This window comes from Moraxella oblonga NBRC 102422, from assembly GCF_001598275.1.
In the GTDB taxonomy this organism is placed as follows: domain Bacteria; phylum Pseudomonadota; class Gammaproteobacteria; order Pseudomonadales; family Moraxellaceae; genus Moraxella; species Moraxella oblonga.
Map to the genome: position 1 here is coordinate 1 of NZ_BCYQ01000034.1, position 24,220 is coordinate 24,220.

Consider the following 24,220-nt stretch of genomic DNA (forward strand, 5'->3'; position numbering starts at 1 on the left):
ACAAGTGGTGCATTGGCAGGAGCAAGTAGTGAAAAAGTCGCCCCTATCTTATCTGACTTCTTATTTAATACCAAAAACCTCAAAGAACTTAGTCAAGAGCAAAAAGATATTATTACCAGTATCATTAGCTTAACAAGTACAGCAACTGCCTATGGTGTAACAGGGGGTGTGGGTGGTGCTATTAATACTTCTGAAGTTGAAAAAAAAGGGGGGGGGATGGAGAATAATAACTGGGGCGGAGAGAATTGGGCTTACAGTGTAGCTGGTGGTAAAGAGTATGCACAAAGTCAGGTATCATTAGGGGTTTACTGTGCCAATCAAGGTGGTGATTATGCAGGTTGTATGCGGTGGGATAAACCATCATTCATCAATGATTTAAAAGTTATTGCGGGAGACCACATTAACAATGTTGCATTTTATACATTAAACGGTTTTAGAACACGAGATGACATCACCATCTTTAACATGTCTTATGGGCTATTCTGGCGGCAAATTAAAGTTCTCTGGATACCATTTGGGTAGTAAAACTCAAAGAATAGTTAAGGGCAAGGCAAAATGAAAGAGACTTCTATAATAATATCAATATTCTTTTTGATGATTATTTATTTTTTCTATTCACCAAAAAAGTATGATAAAGCAGATGCTTACAACCTAAGTTATAGAAATGAAATGATTAAATTGCAAAGAAAATATATGGAGCAAATAACCCATGATTTGGGTGATTTTTCTGATAAATCAGAAATAAATAGACCTGCTGGTGTATTTGTTATCTATTATAATGATTTTACTGAATATGATATAAATAAATTTAAAACCAATGCAGAAAGTTACGGTTGGAAAGAAATACCATTCCCTAATGATAAAAATATCATATATGCTTCTTGCAACAAAGATGTAGCATTCAATATTTATAAGGATAGTAAATTGAAGATTGCTACCTATTGGTATAAAGATAATCATTACTGCAACTTAAATGACAAACTGGGTTATCAACCAAAAACCTAAAAAACAACAAAAAAAAACAAAACCGAGTGCTTTTTTTGGTTTTTTGTTTTTTAATGTTTTTTATAGTTTTTAGACCATCCATAATCCTTGTAATTACTGGGATTATAATGGATATTTAGGGGCGTTTATACGCCAATAAGGAGACTAATTTTAAATTTGACTTATAAAGGACATTATATTAAAATGTCTTATTACTGCTTATTTTGTGCTTGAAGATGTCTGGAAGTTTACTGACCTTGTTGTTGACGGCATAGAAGGTAAGAACCATCAAAAGAATGAAAAGGAGAGAGTCAATGGAGGTAGATAAGAAAATAGCATACAATAAACTTATGTCTAGAAAAAATACCATGTTTTTTTTATTTCCACCGATTGGTTTAGTTATCCATTTCTCTATTCTTGGTTTTTTTAATATAACAAATCCAGTAATAATATTTATAGTTAGTATGGTTATACTTATTTCGGCTGATGCTTTGTTTAGAAAAATAAACATATGCCCATTTTGCAAAAATCCTTTCTTTTTGCACAGAAAAGATGGCACACAAGATATTAGTCTTAACATATTCACACAGACAAAATGTATCAACTGTGGAGAACCTAAAGATATCTGATAATTGTTATTTACTATATTCCAACTAAAAAGCCAAAACACCGTCCGTCTTATCGCAGGCTCTGTCGCTCTACTGTATATCAAACAAGGGTGATGGTTCTTTGTCATATGGAGTGGAAGGTAAAGTTGGATTTGGTGGTGGAGCTTTATTAGTGTGCAAAAAAAGATGTAAAGGAGTGTAAGATAAGAAATGAATGAAAGCAGAATTTTTAAGGGTGTTTTTTTTTATTTTGCTACCAATGTTTTTACTTGTGTTAATTCTTGATAATTACAATATGACAACATTAGCAAATTTTATTCATTTTATTATGGTGCTCACATTTTTGTTTTATTATTTTAATATTTGGAGATTTTTTTTAGCAAAATTAAAAAAATTTTTAAAATAGGTAAATTCACTGATTTTTGCAAAAATGATGATACACATAGATACAAGAAATGAATATAACTTCTCTGATGAGATGAGACAAGAAATACATGAAAACTCAGACTGTCAAGAGTTCGTTAAAAATATGGGGAATATAAATTTAGTAGAAAAAAAAGCACTTTGAATTTGCAGGTATCAACGAACATATGATTTTTTTTATTTTATGCTATTTGCCAACCAAGAGATATTGTCTATGAATGGGATACTAATGAATATACCGTTAGAGAATTTGGTGTCTTATTTGATTTTTTAATTTGGTATAGAGAAAATATATACAGAACCGTTGTAGAAAACCCAAAATATCCGATGTACGCAAGATTGCTGTAATGGATTTCCTACAACACTGGCAAAATTAGTTGAATATTTCTTGCTTTGCAAGTCTTTAACAAAATCCTTAAACTCAATAAAATAGAGTTTTGTGGTAAGTCTATTGAACTACAAACTGCGAGTAAATACAAGCTCTGCCGACCAACTTACCCAAAAAAACCTACTGCACCGACAGCAAGGGCTGCTGTTATATTCGCTCAAAAAAAATCATGCCATCAAGCATGCCCACATCCAGCCCAACACCCCCCTTTAAGGTCAAATGACTGGTGCTTGACGTGGACGACTCTGACGCTCTGTTCGCTTTTTATGACAATAGCTCATCATAAACCCCCAAAACAGACACGCCCATTACTGCTACAAACTGACCCATCCCACCGTACTGATGGGTCAAAACCCAAAGGCGATGAGTACCTAGATACGGTCTACGATACTCTTAGAGATGATTTAGGAATTGAAAAAGGCTATTGGCAACATCATCAAAAACCCCGCTCAATCACGTCAATAATCCCTCCCACCTTATCCAAACATTCTTGATATTCACTCTGCATATCCGATTTGATGGTAATGCCACCACCTGCCCAAATCTCTACCTTATCGTACTTTTGAAGGGTACGAATTAGCACATTCCACACGCCTGACCCATCAAAATTCATATAGCCCATCGTCCCACAATACGCCCCTCGTGGGGCAATTTCTAGCTCATGGATAATCTCGCAGGCTCGTTTTTTGGGCGTGCCTGTGATTGACCCTGCTGGCAGTGAGCCAAATAAAACTTCCAATGAATGTATCTCTTTTAACTGGGCTCTAATGGTGCTGACCATATGATGTACATTTTTAAAACTTTCGATGGCAAAGCGTTTGGGTGTTTTGACCGTACCTATTTTGGCATATTTACCCAAATCATTACGAAGTAAATCCACAATCATCAAATTTTCGCTAATGTCTTTTTCGCTATTTGCCAACTCATTTTTTAAATCATTGTCTATATTCACATCATCATGGCGTGGGCGTGTGCCTTTGATGGGTTTGGTTATAATATGAATGTCGTTTTCTATTTTATTAAATTCAAAAAACAATTCTGGCGAAACCGACAAAATCTCAAAATCATCTATTTTTAAATAGCCTGCAAAAGGGGCTTTTATCATATCTTGTAAAGCTGGTAAAAAACTTGCCAAACTCTCCATATCCACTTGCCAACTTTGCGTAAGGTTAATTTGATAGGTATCACCCGCTTTGATGTATTCTTGGGTTTGATTAAAGGCGTTGATATAATCTTGTTTTTGCCAAGTTGGTGTAAATTTAGTGGCGGTAGGTGGTGTTAATTTCTCTTTTAATAAATCTGCCAATTTATGTTTAAGATGATTAAAAATTTCTATCTCAACATCCATACCAATCAGCTCAAAACCCATATCGCTCTTTTTTAAATACACATCATAATGAGCCAAATAAGCACAGGGCTGATTTTTTTTGATTGCAATGGTGGGATTTAATTCATAAGCCGAAATGTCATAACCCACAAACCCCATTAAGCCATGATAATAATCACCATTTTTGCCAATGGTTTTATTAAATGGCTTGGTATATTCAATCAGTTCATTTTGTAAACTGATATAACTTGATGGATAAATGGTGGTGTCTCGCCCACGAGTTTTTTTATGGGTGTAGAGTTTTTTATCAAATAGGGCAGTCCATGACACCTTTGGGCAAATGCCAATCACAGGGCGATGATTGTTATTTAAAAAACACACCTGCCAGTCAGGGTAGTATGTAGCAATCAAGGCGGTCAGTGTGCTTGGGGTGTGGGGGGTGGTAAAATGATGGGTGAGCATTGTTAAAATGATAAAGAAAAAAGTGAATTGTAAGGGAAAAAGTAAAGAGTAATTTTTAATAAATAAAAGCCACTAAGTACATGACATACACCAATTGATTTTGATTTGCCTTCTACAAATTAAGTATTTTTATCCTGCAAAGCCTTTACCAAACTTTCCAAGGTATCAATTTGAGCTTGTTGTCTTTTTATAATTTCTTCTTGATGCTTTATAATAAGATTCAATTTTTCATTTTCAGCAGTTAATGCCGTCTCCCCATTGTAAGAGTTAACATTATTATGATAATTTCCATCACCAAAAACAATTAGATTGCTTGGACTAATTAATTCAGTAACCGAAACACCAAATATATGAGCTATTTGCTTTAATCTATCTGTATTAAGCCGTGTTTTTCCTTGCTCAATTTTGGCATAACCATTTTTAGACATGTGAAGTTGTGTTGCCATTTCTTCTTGCGACCACTGATTTAACTCTCTATACAATCGTATTTTGTCATAAGTTTCCATAAAACACCCTATTAGTGTACAAAATAAACTTTTTGTTGTTTGAATAAAAAACCTAAGAATTATATCATATAAACATACAAAACAAATACTTCTTTTTAGCAAACTAAGTGGAGAAATGCAATGGCTAAAATGGTTAAATGCCCAGAATGTGGCGGTTCAGGTATGTCGTCCTGCGATTTGGATTATGGCGAATGGCCGCACCCAGCAGGTTGTCCTGCGTGTGCTGGCAGTGGTCGAGCAATATGCTCAGAATGTCAAGGTACTGGCGAAGTCGAAGATTATGACTAACCTTTATAATCACATCAAAAAAACTCTCAATCATGTTGAGAGTTTTTATGTTTGAAATGTATGATTTTAAATCATTTCACATTTTACTTTCACCCCTACTTTAGTATGTATATATTACTATAAAAAAGCCCGTCATCACAACGGGCTTTTTTAAGTTTATTTAACCTTCAAACTTTCTAAGCACCAACGCTGAGTTCGTTCCCCCAAAACCAAAGCTGTTACTCATGACCGAGTTAATCTTGGTTTGGCGAGTGGTCTGTACGATGTCAAAGGGTTTTGCTCCATCATCAAGCTCATTGATGTTAATGCTTGGGGCGATAAAATCATGATTCATCATCAACACACAGTAGATAAGCTCCTGCACACCCACCGCTCCTAAGCTATGCCCTGTCATGGATTTGGTGGAGCTGATGGGTGGGGTTTTATCCGCACCGCCAAACACCTCTGCGATGGCGTTTAGCTCGGTGATGTCGCCAAGTGGCGTGCTGGTGCCGTGTGAGTTGACATAGTCCACCGTGTCAAGCCCTGCTTGCGTTAGGGCGATTTGCATACAGCGAGTTGCTCCCTCACCGCTTGGGGCAACCATCTCTGCTCCATCTGATGTCGCCCCATAGCCGACAATCTCCGCTAGAATAGTCGCCCCACGAGCGGTGGCGTGTTCTAGACTTTCCACAACCACCATACCGCCACCGCCTGCGATGACAAAACCATCACGAGTGGCATCATAAGGACGGCTAGCGGTCTGTGGCGTATCGTTATACTGGGTACTCATCGCCCCCATCGCATCAAACATACATGACTGCGTCCAATGTTCACTCTCACCCCCACCAGCGATGACCATATCCGCCTTGCCCAGTTGGATAAGCTCCATCGCATGACCGATACAGTGGCTTGATGTGGCACACGCCGATGACAACGAGTAGCTTATCCCTTTGATTTTTAGCCCTGTGGCAAGTGTGGCAGAGACGGTGCTACTCATAATCTTAGGTACGGCAACTGCCCCCACGCCACGCAGTCCCTTTTCTTTCATATTGTCCACGCTGGTTACGACATCTGCCGTGCTTGCTCCGCCAGAGCCTGCCACCACCGCCACACGCACATTATCTGCCACATCATCAAGAGTTAGACCTGCATTGTCAATGGCGGATAATGCTGATACATAGGCATACAGACTTGCATCTGACATAAAGCGTTTTAATTTTCGGTCAATTTGGGTAGTGTCTAGGGCGTCCTTATCAATAGAACCAGAGACTTGCGATTTAAAGCCATTATCAGCATAGCTTTGATTAAAGATGATGCCTGATTTGCCATTTTTTAGGCTGTCGGTTACGCTTGCCAAATCGTTGCCAATATTGCTAACAATACCCATGCCCGTGATGACGACTCTTTTCATAAATTTTCCAATTAAAAGTTTACAAATGTAATGATGATATTGTAACAAATTATGGCGTAAAACGGAGATTTTTTCAATGATAATTTTTAACAAATGCTTGATAAATAAAAAACGGCAGTTTTCACCACCGTTTTTACACCATTAAAAGGGCATATCATCATCAGCTACGTTGGCAGGTGGCGTTACTGCTTTGGGAGCTGATGTTGGCACAGGCTTTGCGGTGGTTGAGACAGGCGGTGTATTATTCATGAATGAGTTGTTACTCATATCAACAGTTGATGCTGACGCAGGTGCATTTGGCGTGCTAAACCCCTGTGCTTGTGGAACTTGTGATGGGGCATTGCCAAAGTTATTTTGATAACCTTGTTGTGGGTATTGAGGCTGGTGATTCATACCACTTGGATTGCCCCACGCTTGGTTTTGTCCAAAACCTGCTTGATTGTAGTTATTTTGGTTACCATATTGGGCTTGTTGATTAAAACCACCATTAAAGTTATTTTGATAACCTTGTCCACCATATTGTTGATTGTCATTGCGACTGTCAAGCATGGTCATGCTATTGGCACGAATTTCGGTAGTATAGCGATCTTGACCGTTTGCATCTTGCCATTTACGAGTATTTAGGCTACCCTCAATATATACAAGTGAACCCTTACGTAAATACTGAGCAGCAATTTCACCCAAACGATTAAATAATGCCACACGGTGCCATTCGGTTTGTTCTCTTTTTTCACCTGTGTTTTTATCTGTCCAACTTTCTGAGGTTGCCACACTAATATTTGTTACACCACCGCCATTTTGAAATTGACGAACTTCTGGGTCATTACCCAATCTACCAACTATGATTACCTTGTTTACACTTGCCATGATTTACACTCTGAATGAATTACAATTGATTACTCTATCTTATTTGTTATTTTTACCAAGAAATACCATCATTAAAGTCATCAATTCTTTATCAACTTGATACAAAAAGGATAAGTCAGATTATCCAACTTATATTACTGCGTGATGCCTTACACCGCAAAATCTTCTAGTTTTTTGCCTTTGGCAAGGGCTTCTTCTAGCCATACAGGCTTACGACCACGACCTGCCCAAACATTTTTTGGGTTAGCTGGGTCACGATATGCCACATTACTTTCTTTTTGAGCTTTTTTGCCTACTTTTAGAATTTCTTCAATGGTAGAACCATGCTCTTTGGCAATCTGTTTAAATTGCAAATAAGCGTCTTTTAGACCTTGTGCTTGTTTTTGCTTGATTTTGGCTTGTGCATCTTTTGCCAACGCTTCTAATTGCTCTACACTTAGAGCGTCAATGTTTACATTGCTCATAATAACTCCTAATTGAGATAGGTTAAAAAACCCAAAAGTAAATAAAACGGCTAAGAAAATCTTTTGTGCGTTTTATATAGTTTGGGATAAAGTATTTAACTTCCTAAATATATTAACATATTTTTTTTTAAAACTGCAATCATTTCTTGATTTTTTTTATCAATTATTTCACATTATCGCTAAGAATTGCCCAAATTGCTCTACATTTTGAAGCTCAACCAAATCAAATTTGCAAAATACAATAAAATCCATTCAATACCAATCCAACATTTGTTTACTTTTTACACACCAACCAGAACTCAATCAATCACCAAGCACCAATCCATTTTTAACACCACCACAAAATACACCTCAATTACCCCGTGACTAATCAACCTCTTCACGGATAAAAAAACACCAGTCCTGCTTGTGCCTCAACCACCCCTACTCCCACCTCGCCTGTCTTGACATAACCTGCCCCTAGCGTGAGCTGACGCTGTTCGCCCCCTTGTATTTGCCAATAAGTAGAATTATGTGGGTCGTATGTGTGGGATTTTTGCCCAAGTGGTAAGGCTTGACCATCTTTATAAAGCTGTATGCCTACGCCTGTTGCCCCGCCTGATTTGATACTCAAAATGGTTTTATCCGCCCCAAAATTACCATTATCCAAGTTATCATACACCATCGCCAGTACAGTTGCTTTGGCATCATTACAGTCAAGGGTAAAATTTGCTACGTTTGCACCCATTACTCGCCCCTCTCGTTCCAAAGTTGATGCAAGCACCTGCCCCAAACGAATGGTTTGCTGTGGGGCGGAAATAAGTTTGCAACTGTATGTTTTGGGTGGGGTTGCAAAATTTAAAGTAGCATTTAGGTGAATGGGAAACTCATTTTGGTTATCCCTAAATGCAAATGAACGATTTAGGATATGTGTTGATGATGTTGGTGCTGATGTGGGGCTTGTGTGGTGTTGCCGATAAAAGCGAACTTTCAACCGCACAGGCTCGCCTGCCACACAATCAATCCCTGCTGATGTAACACCTTGCCAACCTCGTGTGCCTGTTTGCCATTGCAAACTAAACATCACCTCCGACATGCCTGCAAATACCGCCAAATCTCGTCCCTCCTCAACCACTTGACCCACCATTGCAAGTCCTGTTGGGTGGAGTGTGCCTTGACAGTTGATGGTTTGGGGTAGACTTTCTATGGTAAAGGGGTGATTGGCTTGCATGATAGGAACAAACTCACGGCTTATGCCACCATCTGCCATCAATCCATGACCTGACCCCGACAGCTCAAAAGCAACTGCTGAGAAACTTATCCCCCAAATGCTCAACAAGGCAAATTTAACCATTCTTTTCATCTGACACTCCTTATTTTAGGCAAATGGCTTGGGTGGTGGTGATGGGTGTGGTGGGCATGGCTTTGGGCAAAACATAGTCAAACCGACACACCTCACCATTTAGACGAATACTAAGCGAACCACGTTCTTGGGAGTTTTGCAAAAATACTCGCCCATCTTGTGCCACAAACGCCACCGCCATACCTTCATCATCATAGACATTCGTCCCCATTGGTGGATAAGTGCCATCAGCCAATTTGACGTTAATGAGCGCCATTCGCCCCATACGACTGTCAAATTTAACCAGCACACTAGCATTGGCAATGGGAGTGATTTGACTGCCTGTCTCAGCCAGTTGTACCTCGTAGGGCAAACCTTCAGGATTGACGGTTAATGTACTGGTGCGATAAGGGGTAAGATGTGGCATGATGGCATAGCCTTTGCGATCAAACACCACATGGTCAACACTATCAAGACTTGCCCCTTTGCCATTTGGCACATGCACGATGGCAAAGGTATCGCCCAACTGATTTGCTCCTGTCACGCCTCCTTGATGTGCCACTACCGCTCCTGATACCCCAAACGAATATTGATGAGCATGGTTGGCGTGGCTATAAGTTGCACCCAACTTGGCAAGGGGCAATTGATAATTGGCATTAGCCGACCATGTGGTTTGTTGGTTATCTTGGTAGCCGACATTAAGCCCATAATCAAAATGGGGCAAACCATCAAATGTGCCAGATAATCCAAGCTGAGTATGTGTATCACGGCGAGTTTTGGTATGAAAACCATTGATGTGATGGCGGTCTGACTGACCCAATGGCATACTCACACTCAATAAATATTGCCTATCCCAAACATCATTGTCAGTTTTTAAGTTTTGCATGGCGAAGCTATAACTAAGCGACCCAATCTTATGACCATAACCCACCTGCCATTGGTCTTGGTGATGTTTGCCCTCATAAGTCGTGCGACCCACATGACCATGTAAATACCCAAAACGTCCGCCCAATGGTTGGTTGATGGAGAGTTGATAGCGAAATTTGGGATTTGATGTAGTAGTAATACCATCACCTTCATATGAACGTAGGACATTTTCTAGGCTTTGGTAGTTATCGTACTGCCACAGACTGGCGTACACGTTAGTGTTTGTGCCAGCAAACAAACGATGGTATTGCACCCTAAGCTGATGACCCTGCTTGGTAGGTTGATGTTGAAGTGCGTGCTTGACACCGATGGCGTTGATAGAAAATGCCCCCAATTTGGTATTGAACACCCCACCCAGTAGGAGTGATTGGTAGTGGCGGGCATACAATGCCCCTGTGTTGAGTGTCCATGCGTTAGTCATGCCTCGTTGCCACAATCCTTGTAGTACTTGGTCATCATACAGGTGAGTATTGTTGTAACGCACTCGCCCCATGGCATAACTATAATGATGGCGACTGGGGCGAAGTAGAGAGATGGTGCTATAATAAGGTAACGTTTGGCGAGTCTGTCGCCCATCTGCTTCGGTGATAATCACCGTCAAATCACCGCTACTGCCAATATCTCGGATATTGGTTAGGGAAAACGCCCCTGCTGGCACGGTGGTACTATAAATCTCTTGGTTGTTTTGAAAAATACTCACGGTGGCATTGATGTTGGCAAACCCATGTATGGTTGGGGCATAACCTTGCAAAGACGCTGGGAGCATTTGCCTATCACTCATGATTTGTATGCCACGCATGGCATTACCCTCAAACAGCGTCCCATCTGAATAAAAATCCCCAAGCGTCAGCTCGCTTTGTAGACGTGGAATGGCAGTTTTTACATAGGTGTTGAGAGCTTGATAATGAGGAGATTTGCCATCATTGTCTCTTGCCCAGCCTTGATGACGAAAATACCAACCATTGATATTCACACCTGTATTTAACCCCAAATAAGTCTCATGACGCTGACTGTCTTGGGTGCTATGATAATGGTTGAGTTGATAACTGACAAAGGCACTATTAACCCCTTTATCCCATATGGCAGGGTCTATATAATCAAAGGGGCGATCAACCACATAAATCTGTGGGATACTAACATCAAGTCGCATAGATGACAAATCAAGGCGAGTTTTAATGTCTTTGATGGCGGACAACTCATAACAACCATTAGCGTTTTTATGAGCGGTGAGAGTACGAGTAATGGCAGGTTTGGTATCAAATTTACCAATTAGCTCATGTGTGGCACACAATTGAGCATTTTGTGATACACCATCGTCTATATACTTAACATCTGCCAACCCACGCCATTGGTTATTGACATAAACATCAAGCCGATAAGTACCAGCACCAATACCATCGCTTTGGTTAAAGCGACTGATGTCAATGGTTTGATTGGGCAAAGCCATCAGCATATTTGGGTCAAACTGTACTGTATTTGCCATGACCATGCACCATGGCAACAAAGTCAGGATTGCCACACCAAAACCACGCAAACCCACCATCGCCCCCTCCCTAGTTCTTGGTTTTTAATGCAATGGGCGTACTAAAACGTCCACCATAATCATTGATAAGCTCCACTTGGGCAATCGTAGCACTCACAGACGTATCCATCACAACATCTGCTTTACCAAATGGCTCAATCATTGGTGTTGCGGTAGTTTCGCTAAGTGGCGTCTCATCGTCTTTGTTTGCCAACAGCATCACTTTTGAAATGGTCATATAATAGGGCGTAGGATTGACAATGGTCACTCCTGCAACATTTTGATGAACGGTTAATTGCCGATAAGCTTCATCAATGTTGGGTTTTAGGTTGTGGGGACGATAAAAAAATTTGAGTTTGGATAGTAGTGAAAGTTGCAAATAATTTTGTCCTTCACCATTTTCTGGCATGGGAGGAATGTCTAATAGATTAAAATAAAATAGCGTTTCTCTGTCTTGGGCTAGGGCTTTTTCATGCGTATAAATCACCCTTAGAGTTTGTCTCTTGTCGCCTTCTATGCGAGCGATGGGCGGAGTTATCACAAAGGGTGTGGCATTTTTAGCATTGTCCTCATCATCACTAATCCACGCCTGCACAAGTGCTGGCACACTGCCAGCATTGGTTAGCTCAATGCCAATCTCCTTTTTTTGGGCAGGATAAATAACCCGAGTACCCGTAATCACCACATTGGCATGACTTATTGATGACCAAAATAGCCCCACCATCACGCATAAAACACCCAAAAAACGCATTGTTGATTCCTTTTAAATTAAAAAAGCCATGAATAACGTACATTATTCACGGCTTTAAAAAACACGAATTATTGATATTGCAAGATGACAGGAATAGAAGAAGTAACCACACCTGTGGTAGCGTTGGCAGATACTGGGGCGATATAACCTGCTTTAAATTTAAATTCAACCGCACCATTGTCCGCACGCAAACTTCTTTGAACAACGGAGTCACTCTTGGCTGTATTTGCACTGCTTAGGTCAATTCTAGTATTATCAGGTTTGGTGATTTGGATTTCTACACCCCTAGCAGTAAATGGGTTGCCATTGGTTTCGCCAGTATTTTTTAGGTTGCCGTTAGTGCTTACGTTAGCATGTGCATGGTCAAAAGCAACATAAACCGCTTGTCTGCTTCTAACATCACAGTTTTTGAATTTGAGACTAAAATCTTTGAGATTGGCCCCACCTGCTTGTAAATCTGACAATTTGATTGGGTCAAGTGTAACACGAGTGCCATTAACTGTACCATCTAGCACACAAGTTTGACCAACAACTTCACCATCAATCTGAACTCTTGCATAGGTTGGGTTGCTTGCATCAAAAGTATCTGCAAAAGCAGGGGCAGAAAGGCTAAGAGCGATGGCACTAAGAGCAAGTAATTTTTTCATAACAAATACCTTTTAAGTTAGGTGGAATAGAATTACCGACAAACACACACTTCATCAGCCTAGATTTATAGTGTGAGATGCTCGTGCGAATATACTAACTTAAATTTTGTGTAATTACAATAGGATTTTTTACATTTTTGTAGGGTTGAACAAAATTGGACTGGGGTTTTTATAAAATTTTATTTTTTTAAAAATATTAGGGATAATTTTGATAAAAATAGTTTTTTATTCCCCAAACGATGGTTTTTTGTTAAAATGGGGGTATTTTTACCAGATTTTGGAGCTTTTACATGAGTGCATTAGATAAACTATCCCCCACCTACAACCCTGCCGAGATTGAAAAAGGCACTTATGAGCGTTGGGAGACAAACGGCTATTTTAAGCCCACTTTGGACAAAGACAAATCCTTCTCCATCGCCCTACCACCGCCCAATGTAACAGGCTCACTGCATATGGGACACGGCTTTAACAACGCCATTATGGACGCACTCACTCGCTATCATCGTATGAAAGGCTACAACACGCTATGGCAAGGCGGTACTGACCACGCAGGGATTGCCACACAAATGGTGGTAGAACGCCAGCTTGGGCAACAGGGTATCTCTCGCCACGATTTGGGGCGTGAAAAGTTCTTAGAAAAAGTGTGGGAATGGAAAGAGCTGTCAGGCGGTAATATCACGCGTCAAATTCGCCGTTTGGGGTCATCGGTGGATTGGTCAAGAGAACGCTTTACAATGGACGATGAGCTGTCGGACGTGGTCAAAGAAGTCTTTGTTCGTCTGTATGATGAGGGACTCATTTATCGTAAAAAACGCCTTGTCAATTGGGATACCAAACTGCATACAGCTTTATCCGACCTAGAAGTGGAAAACCACGATGAGCAGGGCAATTTATGGCATTTTAATTATTATTTTGCGGACGCCAATTTAACCACCAAAGACGGAAAAAATTATCTGACCGTTGCCACAACACGCCCAGAAACTTTGCTTGGCGATACCGCTGTGGCTGTTCACCCTGATGATGAACGCTATGCTCATTTAATTGGTCAAATGGTGATTTTGCCGATTACAGGTCGCAAAGTGCCGATTGTCGCTGATGATTATGTGGAAAAAGATTTTGGTACAGGGTGCGTAAAAATTACCCCTGCCCACGATTTTAATGATTATGAAGTGGGTAGTCGGCACAATTTACCGCTGATTAATATTTTTGATGTCAATGCCAATATTTTAAATGAATTTGAAGTTTTTGAAAATCCAGAACAAAAAACCCCAAGCCTAATGACCACCCCAAGCAATTATCAAGGATTAGACAGATATGTCGCTCGTAAAAAAGTGGTGGAACAAGCTCAAAATGAAAACTGGCTAAAAAAAATAGAACCGCACCAATTAAAAACACCCAAAGGCGATAGAAGTGGTACAGTCATTGAACCCTTATTAACCGACCAATGGTATGTCAAAATTGATGAGCTTGCCAAACCAGCCATAGATGCGGTGCAAAATGGCGATATTAAATTTGTGCCAGAACAATATACCAATATGTATATGGCGTGGATGCGTGATATTAAAGATTGGTGCATTAGCCGTCAATTATGGTGGGGTCATCGTATTCCTGCGTGGTATGATGAAGCGGGGAATTTTTATGTTGGTCGCAGTGAAAACGAAGTGCGTGAAAAATATCATCTCTCCGATATTGCTTTACGCCAAGATGATGATGTGCTGGATACTTGGTTTAGCTCGGCTCTTTGGACTTTTTCAACGCTTGGCTGGAAAGGGACTGATGAAGATTTTGACAATGCCATTTTACAAACTTTTCACCCCACATCGGTACTTGTAACTGGCTTTGACATCATATTCTTTTGGGTTGCCAGAATGATTATGATGACCTTGCATTTTGTTAAAGACAAAAATGGCAAACCCCAAGTTCCCTTTAAAACCGTCTATGTACACGGACTGGTGCGAGACTCTGAGGGGGCAAAAATGTCTAAATCAAAAGGCAATGTATTAGACCCACTGGATTTGATTGACGGTATTGATTTAGAGAGCCTTGTTGCCAAACGCACCACAGGACTGATGAAACCCCAAGACGCTCCCAAAATTGAAAAAGCCACTCGCAAGGAATTTGAAAACGGCATTAACGCCTTTGGGACGGACGCATTAAGATTTACCTTTTGTGCTTTGGCAAGTACAGGGCGAGATATTAAATTTGATTTAAAACGCGTAGAAGGCTATCGTAATTTTTGTAATAAAATTTATAATGCCACAAGATTTGTTTTAATGAATGTGGACGGTAAAGACATTCATCAAATGGCAAAACCTGAACTTTGGGAATTGCCAGAACAATGGATAATCAGCCGTCTGCAAAAATGTGAACAGGCGGTGAATTTGGCATTTGAGACTTATCGTTTGGATTTGGCAAGTCAAAGTATTTATGATTTTATTTGGAATGAATATTGTGATTGGTATGTGGAGCTGACCAAACCTGTATTAAATGATGAGACTATCAGCGATGAGCGAAAAGCCCAAGTACGCTATGTGCTACTGTCGGTATTAGAAACGGCTTTAAGGCTTACTCATCCCATTATGCCATTTATCACAGAAGAAATATGGACAAAAATCGCACCCCTAATTGGCAAAGGGGATAAATCGGGTGGTGAAACCATAATGCTTGCGCCATATCCAGTTGCAAACCCTGAACGAATTAACGAAACTGCTGAAAATGATATGAATTGGCTACAAGGCTTAATTGGGGCGGTGCGAAATATTCGTGGTGAGATGAATTTGGGTAATGCCAAATTATTGCCTGTCTTATTGCAAAACATCAATAAGAGCGAAAAAACACAAATTCAAAGAATTGAACCCTTATTTAAAGCCCTTGCCAAAGTAGAAAGCCTAACATTTTTGGCAAATAATGAAAAAGCCCCATTATCATCATCTAGCGTGATTGGGCAAGCGGTCGTTTATGTGCCGATGAAAGGCTTGATTGACCCTGCGGTGGAATTGGCTCGTCTTAATAAAGAGCTAGAAAAACTTACCAAGCAATATGACCAAATTGCAAATAAACTTGCCAATGAAAGTTTTGTCGCCAAAGCCCCATCTGCGGTTGTGGAAGGCGAAAAAGCAAAATTGGCGGAGCTGGAAGGGCAGATTGGGAAGGTGAAGGAGAGTATGGGGGAGATTGAGGGGTTGTAAGTTGCTATGAATAATCCCATAAATATAAACAAACCTAAATTTAATTTTAGGTTTGTTTATATTGTTATTTGCTTGATTCTTAGTGGTCTTGGAATTTGGTTTGGTGATTGGGTTTTAGGTGAAACACCTACAAGATTTGATCGGTTCTCATATATAGGAACGATAATTACCATACTTGGTTTTATTGTTGCTAGTTGCGAAATTTGGCTATCTTTAAATTTTAATCACAAATTAGATCAAGAACTGGGAAAGCAATTGGACAATATAACCGATTCGGAGATTGCTCATAAATTAGTTTTTATACAGGATATGTTGAACTTAACAACTGAATCTGTTGAAAATGATGAGTATTCCAAATCTTTAATTTATTTTAGACTCTTTAGAAAAGAGTTATCATATTTTGGTTTGGAGATGGATAATATCAATACAATTGAGAACAAATTAAGCTCTTATAGAAATCAAACTAATTTACCTATGTTTGAAAAAAAACAAGCTATAAAGTTATTAATTGAATTAAAGAAGACAATTGAAAATCTAGTAGTTCAGACCAAACCTTACATCCATAAAAGGCTAAAGGAAAAATCTCATGATACCTTCAACAATAGTTGATTTAGTTAATCAATTAATTAAGAAAACTCAAAACAATGAACTTGATTGGTCTTATGATCATGAAAACAGTTCTATTTTTTTAGAATTACCACAATCAAATTTAACGGTAAATTTAAGATATCGTTTTGATGAAGTTTATGAGTGTGGTATATTTTTTATAAACTTTAATTTAAATAAAGTAGATTATTATTTTGATGCAAAAGAAGGCTATGATGACGAATATTTTATATTAAAGAATTTATATGATTTAGCTCAGTCTTCTCATTTTCAAAAATCATTTTCTGCTATTAAAATTTAAAATCCAATGATTTCTATTTTTTAATGGAAATATTTATATCTTCCACAAATACTCATTAAGATGACTCAGGAACAAAAAAATGATAACCCAATCTCTACATTTTGAAATCACAGGACAAGACGCACAGCATTTTTTATCCGTTTGCTAAAATCAAAAAAAAATGCCAAGTCAATGATTAACCACTTTGATTACTGCGAGCAATGAAAAACAAATGAAACCTTTTATAAAATGGGCTGGAGGAAAATCATCTTTGCTTGATGAAATCCAAAAACGCCTGCCTAATTATATTTATTCACAAGATTTTTGTTTGATAGAGCCTTTTGTGGGTGGTGGGGCTTTGTCTCTATGGGCATTGTCAGAATTACCACATCTTAAAAAGCTAATCATCAATGATTATAATGCCGATTTGATCAATGTTTATCAAGTGATTAAAAATAATCCTAATGATTTAATAGAACATCTTAAAAAAATACAAAATGATTATGATAAATTAACTGATTTAGAAAGTAAAAAACCTTATTTTTATCAAAAAAGAGATATGTTTAATCAAAGAAATGGTAGTGATATAGAACAAGCAGGATTATTTATTTTTTTAAATAAATCCGCTTTTAATGGTTTATATCGTGTCAATAAAAACAATCAATTTAATGTTCCCATTGGTAGCTACAAAAATCCTAAATTTATAGATGAAGATAATATTTTAAATATCTCAAAAAAACTACAAAATACTCAAATATTAACAGGTGATTTTGAATTAGTTTTACATTATATACCCAATGATTTGCCTTGTGTATTTTATTTTGATCCGCCTTATCGTCCAATCAGTGATACGGCAAGTTTTACTGCTTATTCTGATAATGGATTTGATGATAATGAACAAAAACGATTGGCGAGATTTTGTCAAAAAATAGATAAAATGGGTCATTATTTTTTATTAAGTAATTCTGATCCAAAAAATCATAATACAAACGATGATTTTTTTGATGAACTTTATGCTAACTTTAATATCAATCGCATACAAGCTAATCGCTCAATCAGTGCCAATGGTAAAAGCAGAAAGTTTATCAGTGAAATTTTGGTAGATAATGTACTTAAATAATCTTATCTGATTGAATAATGCCTTTTTGTATATCTATCATAAAATCTCTTTTAAAATAGAAGGCGTGATTTTTGTTTGAGACCATTCTGCCTAGATGATGAGAATAAATGGGATTATACTCACCATTTTTACGCTTAGCATCCTTACTTCTGATTTGAATATAATGCCCATTTGATGTATGAATAAATCCGTCGTTAGGATTGTTTATGTCTGAAATGATTTTTTGCTTAATATTTTCAAAATCTTGTTGCAGAATTGATAGTAGCTGATGATTATTCTGGATTTCAATATGATAAGCGGGCAAAAAATACCAATCTTCTGGATCTTTGGATTCTTTACAAACTGGCAGATATAATAAATTACCTATCTTAGTAAACAGTCGATTGGTTTGATTGTTTCCAAAAAACAGCTCATCAAAATCTTTGGATATTTGAGTGATAAACATTGTCTCTTTCGGTGTGCCATGTTTATCAGATTTATTGGTTTTTAATTCACCGTCATCAAAATCGGTTAGGTTGCTATTATTAGGCATATCCAACAACTGTTGCAAAAATTGACCTGTATTTCCTTTATTAATAGTAAAAGATGTGATGTCTTCTTGTCTTTTTAATTCACGAAATGGTTTGTAGTAAAGCTCTGGTAACTTTGAAAAAACATCTGTTAGTTTCATAAACACAACTCTTTTATATCAAATTATTATTTTCTAGGTATTGGTATAGCATATTTCTACCACTCCAATTCCAATAAGTTATATCTTGCTCAATAAACAACCATTTAAGCAATAAACAAACTTCTTCACAGGTTAATATTCCAAACGGGATGTCTAAATTGCGTATTAAGTTTAAATCTATATTTTGGCAATTATATATATCTAGTATGTATGATTTTAGTGCCTCATATTCGATAGGTTGGTGTTGTTTTTTTATTAATAAGTCATTGATAATTTCTTCGTGTTTAGGGCGGTCTCTAAAAGGACCTTTCGATCTGAATTCAATACCTTCAAGATGTACAGTAAAATCCATACCTTTGTTTAGCAAAGCTGGTCTTTTGATTTTGATAATACGCCCACCATTACAATACTCTACTGTATAATGATAGTGGCTTGCCAATTCTCCTGTACCTTCACCAGGATTCTCTTGCAAAAATTTTAAAACTACAAATTCTCGTATGGCTTGTCGTGTATTAAGGTTGCTAGGCAATCTTATCTCTTCATTGCAAAGTGGCATATTCAATCCTTGTTTTCAAAATCAAACAGCTCAGCCAAACTCATCTCAAACGCTTTGGCAAATATTTCAAGATTAAGCAACGCAGGGTTACGTTCGCCACGCTCCACCATACCGATATAATTATGATGAAAGCCTGTGATTTCACCCAATTGTTCCTGAGTAAGATGATGCTGCTTTCGTAGTGTGCGGATTCGTTCACCGAACTGTGTTAAAGTTGTATGTTTCATTTGACATATTTTGCATTTTTTAGTAAAATTTAACACACACAATAAGTGTTATTTTTAGGATATGTGTGATAATTTTCGTGTTTCAAAAATTAGAAATTTTTTGCGGATAAGTTTTTGTATACATATCTGCACCAATGTTTTGTGGCTTTTTCATTCTTAACTGTGTAGGGTTGGTTGATAATTGTATGCTGTATTTTGAATCAGAAAATCAAGATTTTTTACTTTTTTGTGGCAATAGCATAAAAATTATGCAAGAAATGGATGAAAAATCTGTAAATATTATTTTTGCCGATCCGCCTTATTTTTTATCAAATGACGGTTTAACCTTTAAAAATGGCATTATTCAATCTGTTAATAAAGGCGAATGGGATAAATATGATAATGAAAAAGAGATTTATGATTTTAATGATGAATGGATAAAACAGGCTAGACGATTATTAAAAGATAATGGCACGATTTGGATAAGTGGCACACATCACAATATTTTTAGTATCGGTCAAGTATTAAAAGAAAATAACTTTAAGATATTAAATATGATAACTTGGGAAAAACCCAATCCGCCCCCAAATTTCTCTTGTCGTTATTTTACTTATTCAACCGAATGGATAATATGGGCAAGAAAAAATGCAAAAATACCACATTATTTTAATTACGATTTGATGAAGAAATTAAATGGCAATAAACAACAAAAAGATGTTTGGCGATTACCTGCAGTAAGTAGTTGGGAGAAAATACAAGGCAAGCACCCAACTCAAAAACCACTTGGGCTATTAGCTCGTATTATATTATCATCAACTCAAAAAGAGAATTTAATCTTAGATCCATTTTCAGGCTCTGGCACAACAGGCATTGCGAGTGTATTATTAGATAGACATTATATTGGAATTGAACAAAATAGTGAGTTTTTAGAATTATCCAAAAGGCGTTATCAAGCAATTACCCCCATATCAAAAAATGAATTCAAACAAAAAATCCGTGAGCAGATTAGTGTGATTTGATTGCAAAATCTTTTGCAACCCCAAACACCCCACAATGCCCCTTCACAATCACCCCCACATCAGGGGCATAGCCACCGCCCATTACCACCGTCATTGGGATTTGGCGGCGGTAGGCGGTTTGTACCACATAGCGTTCTCGCTCATACAGCCCATTCATTGTTAAGTTTATCCTACCCAATCTATCATCAGCAAGCACATCTACCCCTGCGATATAAAAGATAAAATTGGGTTTAAACTCATCAAGCACTTTGGGCAAATGATATTTTAATAATGACAAATACTCATCATCGCCCATACCGTCCGCCAAAGCAATGTCTAGGTCGGAGGCAGGCTTATAATAAGGATAATTTTTCTCGCCGTGCAGACTCATCACAAAGACGCTTGGGTTATCCGCCATTATGGAGGCATTGCCATTGCCTTGATGGACATCTAGGTCAAGAATTAAAATCTTTTTGATAAATCCTTGATGTAACAGCACATTACTGGCGATGCAGACATCGTTTAGCACACAAAAGCCCTCGCCACTGTCTTTAAAGGCGTGGTGCGTACCGCCAGAGGTGGACAGGCTAATACCGTCTGTTAGGGCGTATTTGGCACAGTCTATCGTTGCTCCCACGACATAGCGTTCACGGTCTATCAAATCTTGACTCATTGGCAGTCCGATTTTACGGCAATCTTTGGCAGGTAGGGTCAGCTCATCTAGCATTTGCCAATAGTCTTTGCTGTGCGTGGTCAAAATCTCGTCCACTGTCGCCATTCTTGGAACAAAAAATTGAGATGGCTTGATAATACCGTCTGCTAAGAGCGTTTGTGGTAAAAGACGATACTTTGCCATCGGAAAGCGGTGTCCCTCTGGCAAAGGCAAACAAAATAGGGGGTGGTGGGCGACTTTAATCATAACATAACAATAGAACAAATTAACTTATAATATTCATTTATTTATCAAATTTAAGGCAATCCCAAATGTACTTCTTGCCCATAAAAAGTAGCTTTGTCATTGTCGTGATAAGATGGGGATAAAAATTTGCTACTTATTTTTGCCTCCCCACATTGATAAGTCAAATGATGCAAAACATTGATGCTTTGAGCACCATTATTGATATATGGTAAATTCTATTCAAAAACCAACAAAGCTTTTTGTTCGTGGCAAGCTTGTCAAACTATAAAAAAACCACTTCACCCAAAGGTTTAGCTTAGGGCGAACGGTTTTTGTACGATTTTGATACGAATTAAGTATAAATCTGCTCGCCATTTTTAATCAAATTACCCAACCGCAACTTTGGTAACATCAGGTAATTGCCCCACGTTGGCAATCAGAGTGCGTGGTACGCCTCGACAATTCGCACCTAATGGTGAAATACCATAAAAGGTGTTGTGACATAACCCTACCTTGTTGGTGATGAGATGATGTAGGGTCTTTTTGCGGGCTCTGTTGCATTTTGCATTATCACACAATACTTTTGGCAACATCAATGTACCAACTGCCAATATTACAGGAACAACAATCACCGCATCACCTGTATTGGTGGATACGATGTTTGAATTAAGCAAGCGACTAGGCTTAGAACAATCAGGGGAAGTTTTCCATAAAAAAAATTCTCAAAAATTATTGGCGTGCCTGTGTTGGCAAAAAGAATGTATGCTTTTCATCATCAATCACCGCTCGCACTTCATCACCCACATCAATATAATCACCCGCAAATTGGCTTGGCTCATCATCCATCATCACAATGTGCATGATGCCTCGTGCCACTTCAGTCAAACCTGCCACCGCTTGCAGATAACAGCCTAATGACTTATCCGTCAAGGAATTAAACTCCACATCAAACGCTACTTTGGCACGCACTTCACCATCAGTAGGGTCAAGCTCAATCCCCCCAAAACTTACACCCATATTTATCTTAGCAAGTTCCATCAACATGGCAGTATAATGGCTAACAGGTATGCCGTTGTCTAGTATACCAAATATTGTAACCAGTTGATTTTCTTCATTAATGCGAAACACACACGTCCAATCACCCTCACGATCAGCAAAACCCATGATGATGTGATGTATGTTTCCTTCACTGGGTGTGCGATGGTCGTATTTCCAATCTTGTTTGTCAAGCCAGCTCATGATTTGGCTAGTGATTGGGGTGTTACTCACCATATTTAACGCTCTTGCCTCACCTTTGGGGCTGACAGTTGCATTTTTGACATTGGTTGGCTGAATGGTGGTTTGATTGTCCGTTTGAGGTTTTGCAAATAAACTTTTAATTTTTTTAAACATCTTTATAACCATAACATGAATACTGTCGTTTAGCATAGCAAAAAATGGGCATTTAAAAAAGCCTTTTTACAATAAAAAACTCACTTAATAACACAATTGGCACAAAGCCAATTTAAATTTATCCCAAAATTTGATATGATAGCATTTTCTTTATCATTCAATCCATGAATAGTTCAGCCATTTTAAGCCTTGAAAACGTCAGCGTGGGGCGTGGGGATTTTGTGTTGTGCAATGATGTCAATTTGACATTATTGGCGGGGGACGTTTGTCATTTGACTGGTGAAAATGGATTGGGCAAAACCACACTATTAAACCAAATTGCAGGACTTTTACCAACGATACAAGGAAAAATTACCAAATCAAAATTGGTTTATATTTCTCATCAGCTCGGCATTAGCCCCGCTTTGACAGTCACCCAAAATCTACGATTCTTACTCACCTTGTACCAAATACAGGCGAATGATGATATGATAAATCAAGCCCTAGACGAAGTAGGGCTGTACGGTCTGGGCGACACATCCAGTATTCAACTATCAGCAGGACAAAAAAGACGAATTGGGTTGGCACGGCTTTTTATCATGACGCCAACACATGCTCCCCTGTGGCTACTTGATGAACCTTTGACCGCCCTAGATATAAAAATGGTAGGCAAACTAGAAAATCGTATGCAAGAATTTGCCAAAGCAGGTGGTGCGGTGCTTGCAACAAGTCACCAACTCATACAAGGAACAAATCGCACATTAGATTTGGCGGAGTTCGCCTTATGAAGCAACTGTTACTTAGAGAGTGGCACATCAAACGTCAAGGAACAGTACAGTGGCTATTTCCTTTGGTGTTATTTTTACTTATCATCACCCTATTCCCACTTGCCATAGGCACCGAACCTGCAATCCTACTTAGGCTTGCCACCTCCGCCATATGGATAGCAGTCTTATTATCGCTCGTCATGGGTATTGAGGAACTTTTTCGTCCTGATTTTGACAACGGTACGCTTGCCCAACTTGTCGTTTCAGACTCCTCATTGGCGATGTGGGTGGCGGTTAGGTTGTTTATTCACTGGATATTTAGTGCTGGATTTGTAGTGGTATTGTCCTTTTTGGCAATTCCCTTATTCAATCTACCCTCCAATGATGCATTCATGCTCGCCCTATCCATTTTAGTGGGGTCGCCCATACTTCTCGCACTATCTGCCATCGCAAGCTCACTCACCCTAACACTTAAAAATGGAGCAGTACTCGTACCACTCATTGCCTTACCCATGCAACTGCCTGTATTGATTTTTGCAACAGGAGCAGTAGATTTGCACGCCACGGGATTAAATGGATTGCCCACACTTGCGATGATAGGTGCAGGCAGTATTTTATCTGTGATGATTACGCCACTTATTGTTGCCAATATTTTAAAAATGGCGTGGGCAGATTAATGCCA

26 protein-coding genes are annotated in these 24,220 nt (G+C 38.5%); 11 read left to right on the forward strand and 15 right to left on the reverse strand.

Going from position 1 to position 24,220, the window contains the following annotated elements; all coding sequences use genetic code 11:
- The 3 genes from MOB01S_RS12555 to MOB01S_RS12375 all read left to right on the forward strand — a co-directional run.
- Positions 1 to 522, forward strand: a 522-nt coding sequence (locus MOB01S_RS12555) for a hypothetical protein (RefSeq protein ID WP_169798140.1), incomplete at its 5' end; no start/stop codon positions are given.
- A 33-nt stretch (positions 523 to 555) separates the two neighbouring features.
- On the forward strand, positions 556 to 1,005 hold the full coding sequence (locus tag MOB01S_RS09165; protein WP_066804289.1) for a hypothetical protein: 450 nt from the start codon (positions 556 to 558) through the stop codon (positions 1,003 to 1,005).
- 1,449 nt (positions 1,006 to 2,454) lie between these two features.
- Positions 2,455 to 2,616, forward strand: coding sequence for a hypothetical protein (locus MOB01S_RS12375; RefSeq protein ID WP_157073953.1), 162 nt, complete (start codon positions 2,455 to 2,457; stop codon positions 2,614 to 2,616).
- 223 nt (positions 2,617 to 2,839) lie between these two features.
- On the opposite strand, the gene MOB01S_RS09180 is transcribed toward MOB01S_RS12375, so the two are convergent.
- Positions 2,840 to 4,192, reverse strand: a complete 1,353-nt coding sequence (locus MOB01S_RS09180) for an anthranilate synthase component I family protein (protein ID WP_066804295.1) — start codon at positions 4,190 to 4,192, stop codon at positions 2,840 to 2,842.
- A 119-nt stretch (positions 4,193 to 4,311) separates the two neighbouring features.
- Entirely contained in the window at positions 4,312 to 4,698 is a 387-nt protein-coding gene (locus MOB01S_RS09185; protein WP_066804301.1) for a helix-turn-helix domain-containing protein, read from the reverse strand.
- Positions 4,699 to 4,818: 120 nt separating this feature from the next.
- Here MOB01S_RS09185 and MOB01S_RS09190 point away from each other — a divergent pair, with 120 nt between their 5' ends.
- Complete coding sequence (locus MOB01S_RS09190) at positions 4,819 to 4,986, forward strand: hypothetical protein (RefSeq protein WP_157073954.1); 168 nt, start codon at positions 4,819 to 4,821, stop codon at positions 4,984 to 4,986.
- 160 nt (positions 4,987 to 5,146) lie between these two features.
- Here MOB01S_RS09190 and MOB01S_RS09195 read toward each other — a convergent pair whose 3' ends face one another.
- From MOB01S_RS09195 to MOB01S_RS09225, 7 genes are all read right to left on the reverse strand, one after another.
- Complete coding sequence (locus MOB01S_RS09195; RefSeq protein WP_066804305.1) at positions 5,147 to 6,379, reverse strand: beta-ketoacyl-ACP synthase II; 1,233 nt, start codon at positions 6,377 to 6,379, stop codon at positions 5,147 to 5,149.
- A gap of 141 nt (positions 6,380 to 6,520) precedes the next feature.
- Positions 6,521 to 7,246 (reverse strand): single-stranded DNA-binding protein, encoded by a 726-nt coding sequence (gene ssb, locus MOB01S_RS12175; RefSeq protein ID WP_084349690.1) that lies wholly within the window; start codon positions 7,244 to 7,246, stop codon positions 6,521 to 6,523.
- 149 nt (positions 7,247 to 7,395) lie between these two features.
- On the reverse strand, positions 7,396 to 7,710 hold the full coding sequence (locus tag MOB01S_RS09205; protein ID WP_066804307.1) for an H-NS histone family protein: 315 nt from the start codon (positions 7,708 to 7,710) through the stop codon (positions 7,396 to 7,398).
- A gap of 379 nt (positions 7,711 to 8,089) precedes the next feature.
- Positions 8,090 to 9,052 carry a fimbrial protein gene (locus tag MOB01S_RS09210; RefSeq protein ID WP_066804314.1) on the reverse strand — a complete coding sequence of 321 codons (963 nt, stop codon included), beginning with the start codon at positions 9,050 to 9,052 and terminating at the stop codon, positions 8,090 to 8,092.
- 10 nt (positions 9,053 to 9,062) lie between these two features.
- Entirely contained in the window at positions 9,063 to 11,501 is a 2,439-nt protein-coding gene (locus MOB01S_RS09215) for a fimbria/pilus outer membrane usher protein (protein ID WP_066804317.1), read from the reverse strand.
- 10 nt (positions 11,502 to 11,511) lie between these two features.
- The gene (locus MOB01S_RS09220; protein ID WP_066804320.1) at positions 11,512 to 12,231 is read right to left on the reverse strand and encodes a fimbrial biogenesis chaperone; all 720 of its coding nucleotides are present in this window, start codon (positions 12,229 to 12,231) and stop codon (positions 11,512 to 11,514) included.
- A gap of 68 nt (positions 12,232 to 12,299) precedes the next feature.
- Positions 12,300 to 12,878: a fimbrial protein gene (locus MOB01S_RS09225; protein WP_066804323.1), complete on the reverse strand. Its 579-nt coding sequence runs from the start codon at positions 12,876 to 12,878 to the stop codon at positions 12,300 to 12,302.
- A gap of 290 nt (positions 12,879 to 13,168) precedes the next feature.
- On the opposite strand from MOB01S_RS09225, the gene MOB01S_RS09230 reads away from it, so the two are divergent.
- The 4 genes from MOB01S_RS09230 to MOB01S_RS09245 all read left to right on the forward strand — a co-directional run bounded on the left by MOB01S_RS09230 (position 13,169) and on the right by MOB01S_RS09245 (position 18,072).
- Entirely contained in the window at positions 13,169 to 16,066 is a 2,898-nt protein-coding gene (locus tag MOB01S_RS09230; RefSeq protein WP_066804333.1) for a valine--tRNA ligase, read from the forward strand.
- 6 nt (positions 16,067 to 16,072) lie between these two features.
- Positions 16,073 to 16,675 (forward strand): hypothetical protein, encoded by a 603-nt coding sequence (locus MOB01S_RS09235; RefSeq protein ID WP_066804335.1) that lies wholly within the window; start codon positions 16,073 to 16,075, stop codon positions 16,673 to 16,675.
- On the forward strand, positions 16,653 to 16,973 hold the full coding sequence (locus tag MOB01S_RS09240) for a hypothetical protein (RefSeq protein ID WP_066804337.1): 321 nt from the start codon (positions 16,653 to 16,655) through the stop codon (positions 16,971 to 16,973). The genes MOB01S_RS09235 and MOB01S_RS09240 overlap by 23 nt, the downstream gene beginning before the upstream one ends.
- A gap of 211 nt (positions 16,974 to 17,184) precedes the next feature.
- Positions 17,185 to 18,072, forward strand: coding sequence for a DNA adenine methylase (locus MOB01S_RS09245; RefSeq protein ID WP_066804339.1), 888 nt, complete (start codon positions 17,185 to 17,187; stop codon positions 18,070 to 18,072).
- Here the strand turns inward: MOB01S_RS09245 and MOB01S_RS09250 are convergent.
- Genes MOB01S_RS09250 through MOB01S_RS09260 form a run of 3 tightly spaced genes read right to left on the reverse strand, consistent with a single transcriptional unit; the run spans position 18,065 to position 19,525 of the window.
- The gene (locus tag MOB01S_RS09250) at positions 18,065 to 18,742 is read right to left on the reverse strand and encodes a PDDEXK family nuclease (protein ID WP_066804342.1); all 678 of its coding nucleotides are present in this window, start codon (positions 18,740 to 18,742) and stop codon (positions 18,065 to 18,067) included. The two genes, MOB01S_RS09245 and MOB01S_RS09250, sit on opposite strands and share 8 nt — an antisense overlap.
- A gap of 13 nt (positions 18,743 to 18,755) precedes the next feature.
- Complete coding sequence (locus MOB01S_RS09255) at positions 18,756 to 19,304, reverse strand: hypothetical protein (RefSeq protein WP_218016090.1); 549 nt, start codon at positions 19,302 to 19,304, stop codon at positions 18,756 to 18,758.
- Complete coding sequence (locus tag MOB01S_RS09260; RefSeq protein ID WP_066804348.1) at positions 19,301 to 19,525, reverse strand: helix-turn-helix domain-containing protein; 225 nt, start codon at positions 19,523 to 19,525, stop codon at positions 19,301 to 19,303. The genes MOB01S_RS09255 and MOB01S_RS09260 overlap by 4 nt, the downstream gene beginning before the upstream one ends.
- Before the next feature lie 248 nt (positions 19,526 to 19,773).
- On the opposite strand from MOB01S_RS09260, the gene MOB01S_RS09265 reads away from it, so the two are divergent.
- Positions 19,774 to 20,523, forward strand: a complete 750-nt coding sequence (locus tag MOB01S_RS09265) for a DNA-methyltransferase (protein WP_245640026.1) — start codon at positions 19,774 to 19,776, stop codon at positions 20,521 to 20,523.
- On the opposite strand, the gene MOB01S_RS09270 is transcribed toward MOB01S_RS09265, so the two are convergent.
- From MOB01S_RS09270 to MOB01S_RS09280, 3 genes are all read right to left on the reverse strand, one after another.
- Positions 20,510 to 21,421, reverse strand: coding sequence for a histone deacetylase family protein (locus tag MOB01S_RS09270; RefSeq protein WP_066804354.1), 912 nt, complete (start codon positions 21,419 to 21,421; stop codon positions 20,510 to 20,512). The genes MOB01S_RS09265 and MOB01S_RS09270 overlap by 14 nt on opposite strands.
- Positions 21,422 to 21,786: 365 nt before the next feature.
- Positions 21,787 to 22,074: a hypothetical protein gene (locus tag MOB01S_RS09275; protein ID WP_066804355.1), complete on the reverse strand. Its 288-nt coding sequence runs from the start codon at positions 22,072 to 22,074 to the stop codon at positions 21,787 to 21,789.
- Positions 22,075 to 22,129: 55 nt separating this feature from the next.
- On the reverse strand, positions 22,130 to 22,792 hold the full coding sequence (locus tag MOB01S_RS09280) for a YbjN domain-containing protein (RefSeq protein ID WP_066804359.1): 663 nt from the start codon (positions 22,790 to 22,792) through the stop codon (positions 22,130 to 22,132).
- Positions 22,793 to 22,956: 164 nt separating this feature from the next.
- On the opposite strand from MOB01S_RS09280, the gene ccmA reads away from it, so the two are divergent.
- A complete protein-coding gene (gene ccmA / locus MOB01S_RS09285; protein WP_066804362.1) occupies positions 22,957 to 23,559 on the forward strand; it encodes a heme ABC exporter ATP-binding protein CcmA in 603 nt (200 codons plus the stop codon).
- Positions 23,556 to 24,215, forward strand: a complete 660-nt coding sequence (locus MOB01S_RS09290) for a heme exporter protein CcmB (protein WP_066804365.1) — start codon at positions 23,556 to 23,558, stop codon at positions 24,213 to 24,215. The genes ccmA and MOB01S_RS09290 overlap by 4 nt, the downstream gene beginning before the upstream one ends.
- Positions 24,216 to 24,220 lie beyond the last annotated feature (5 nt).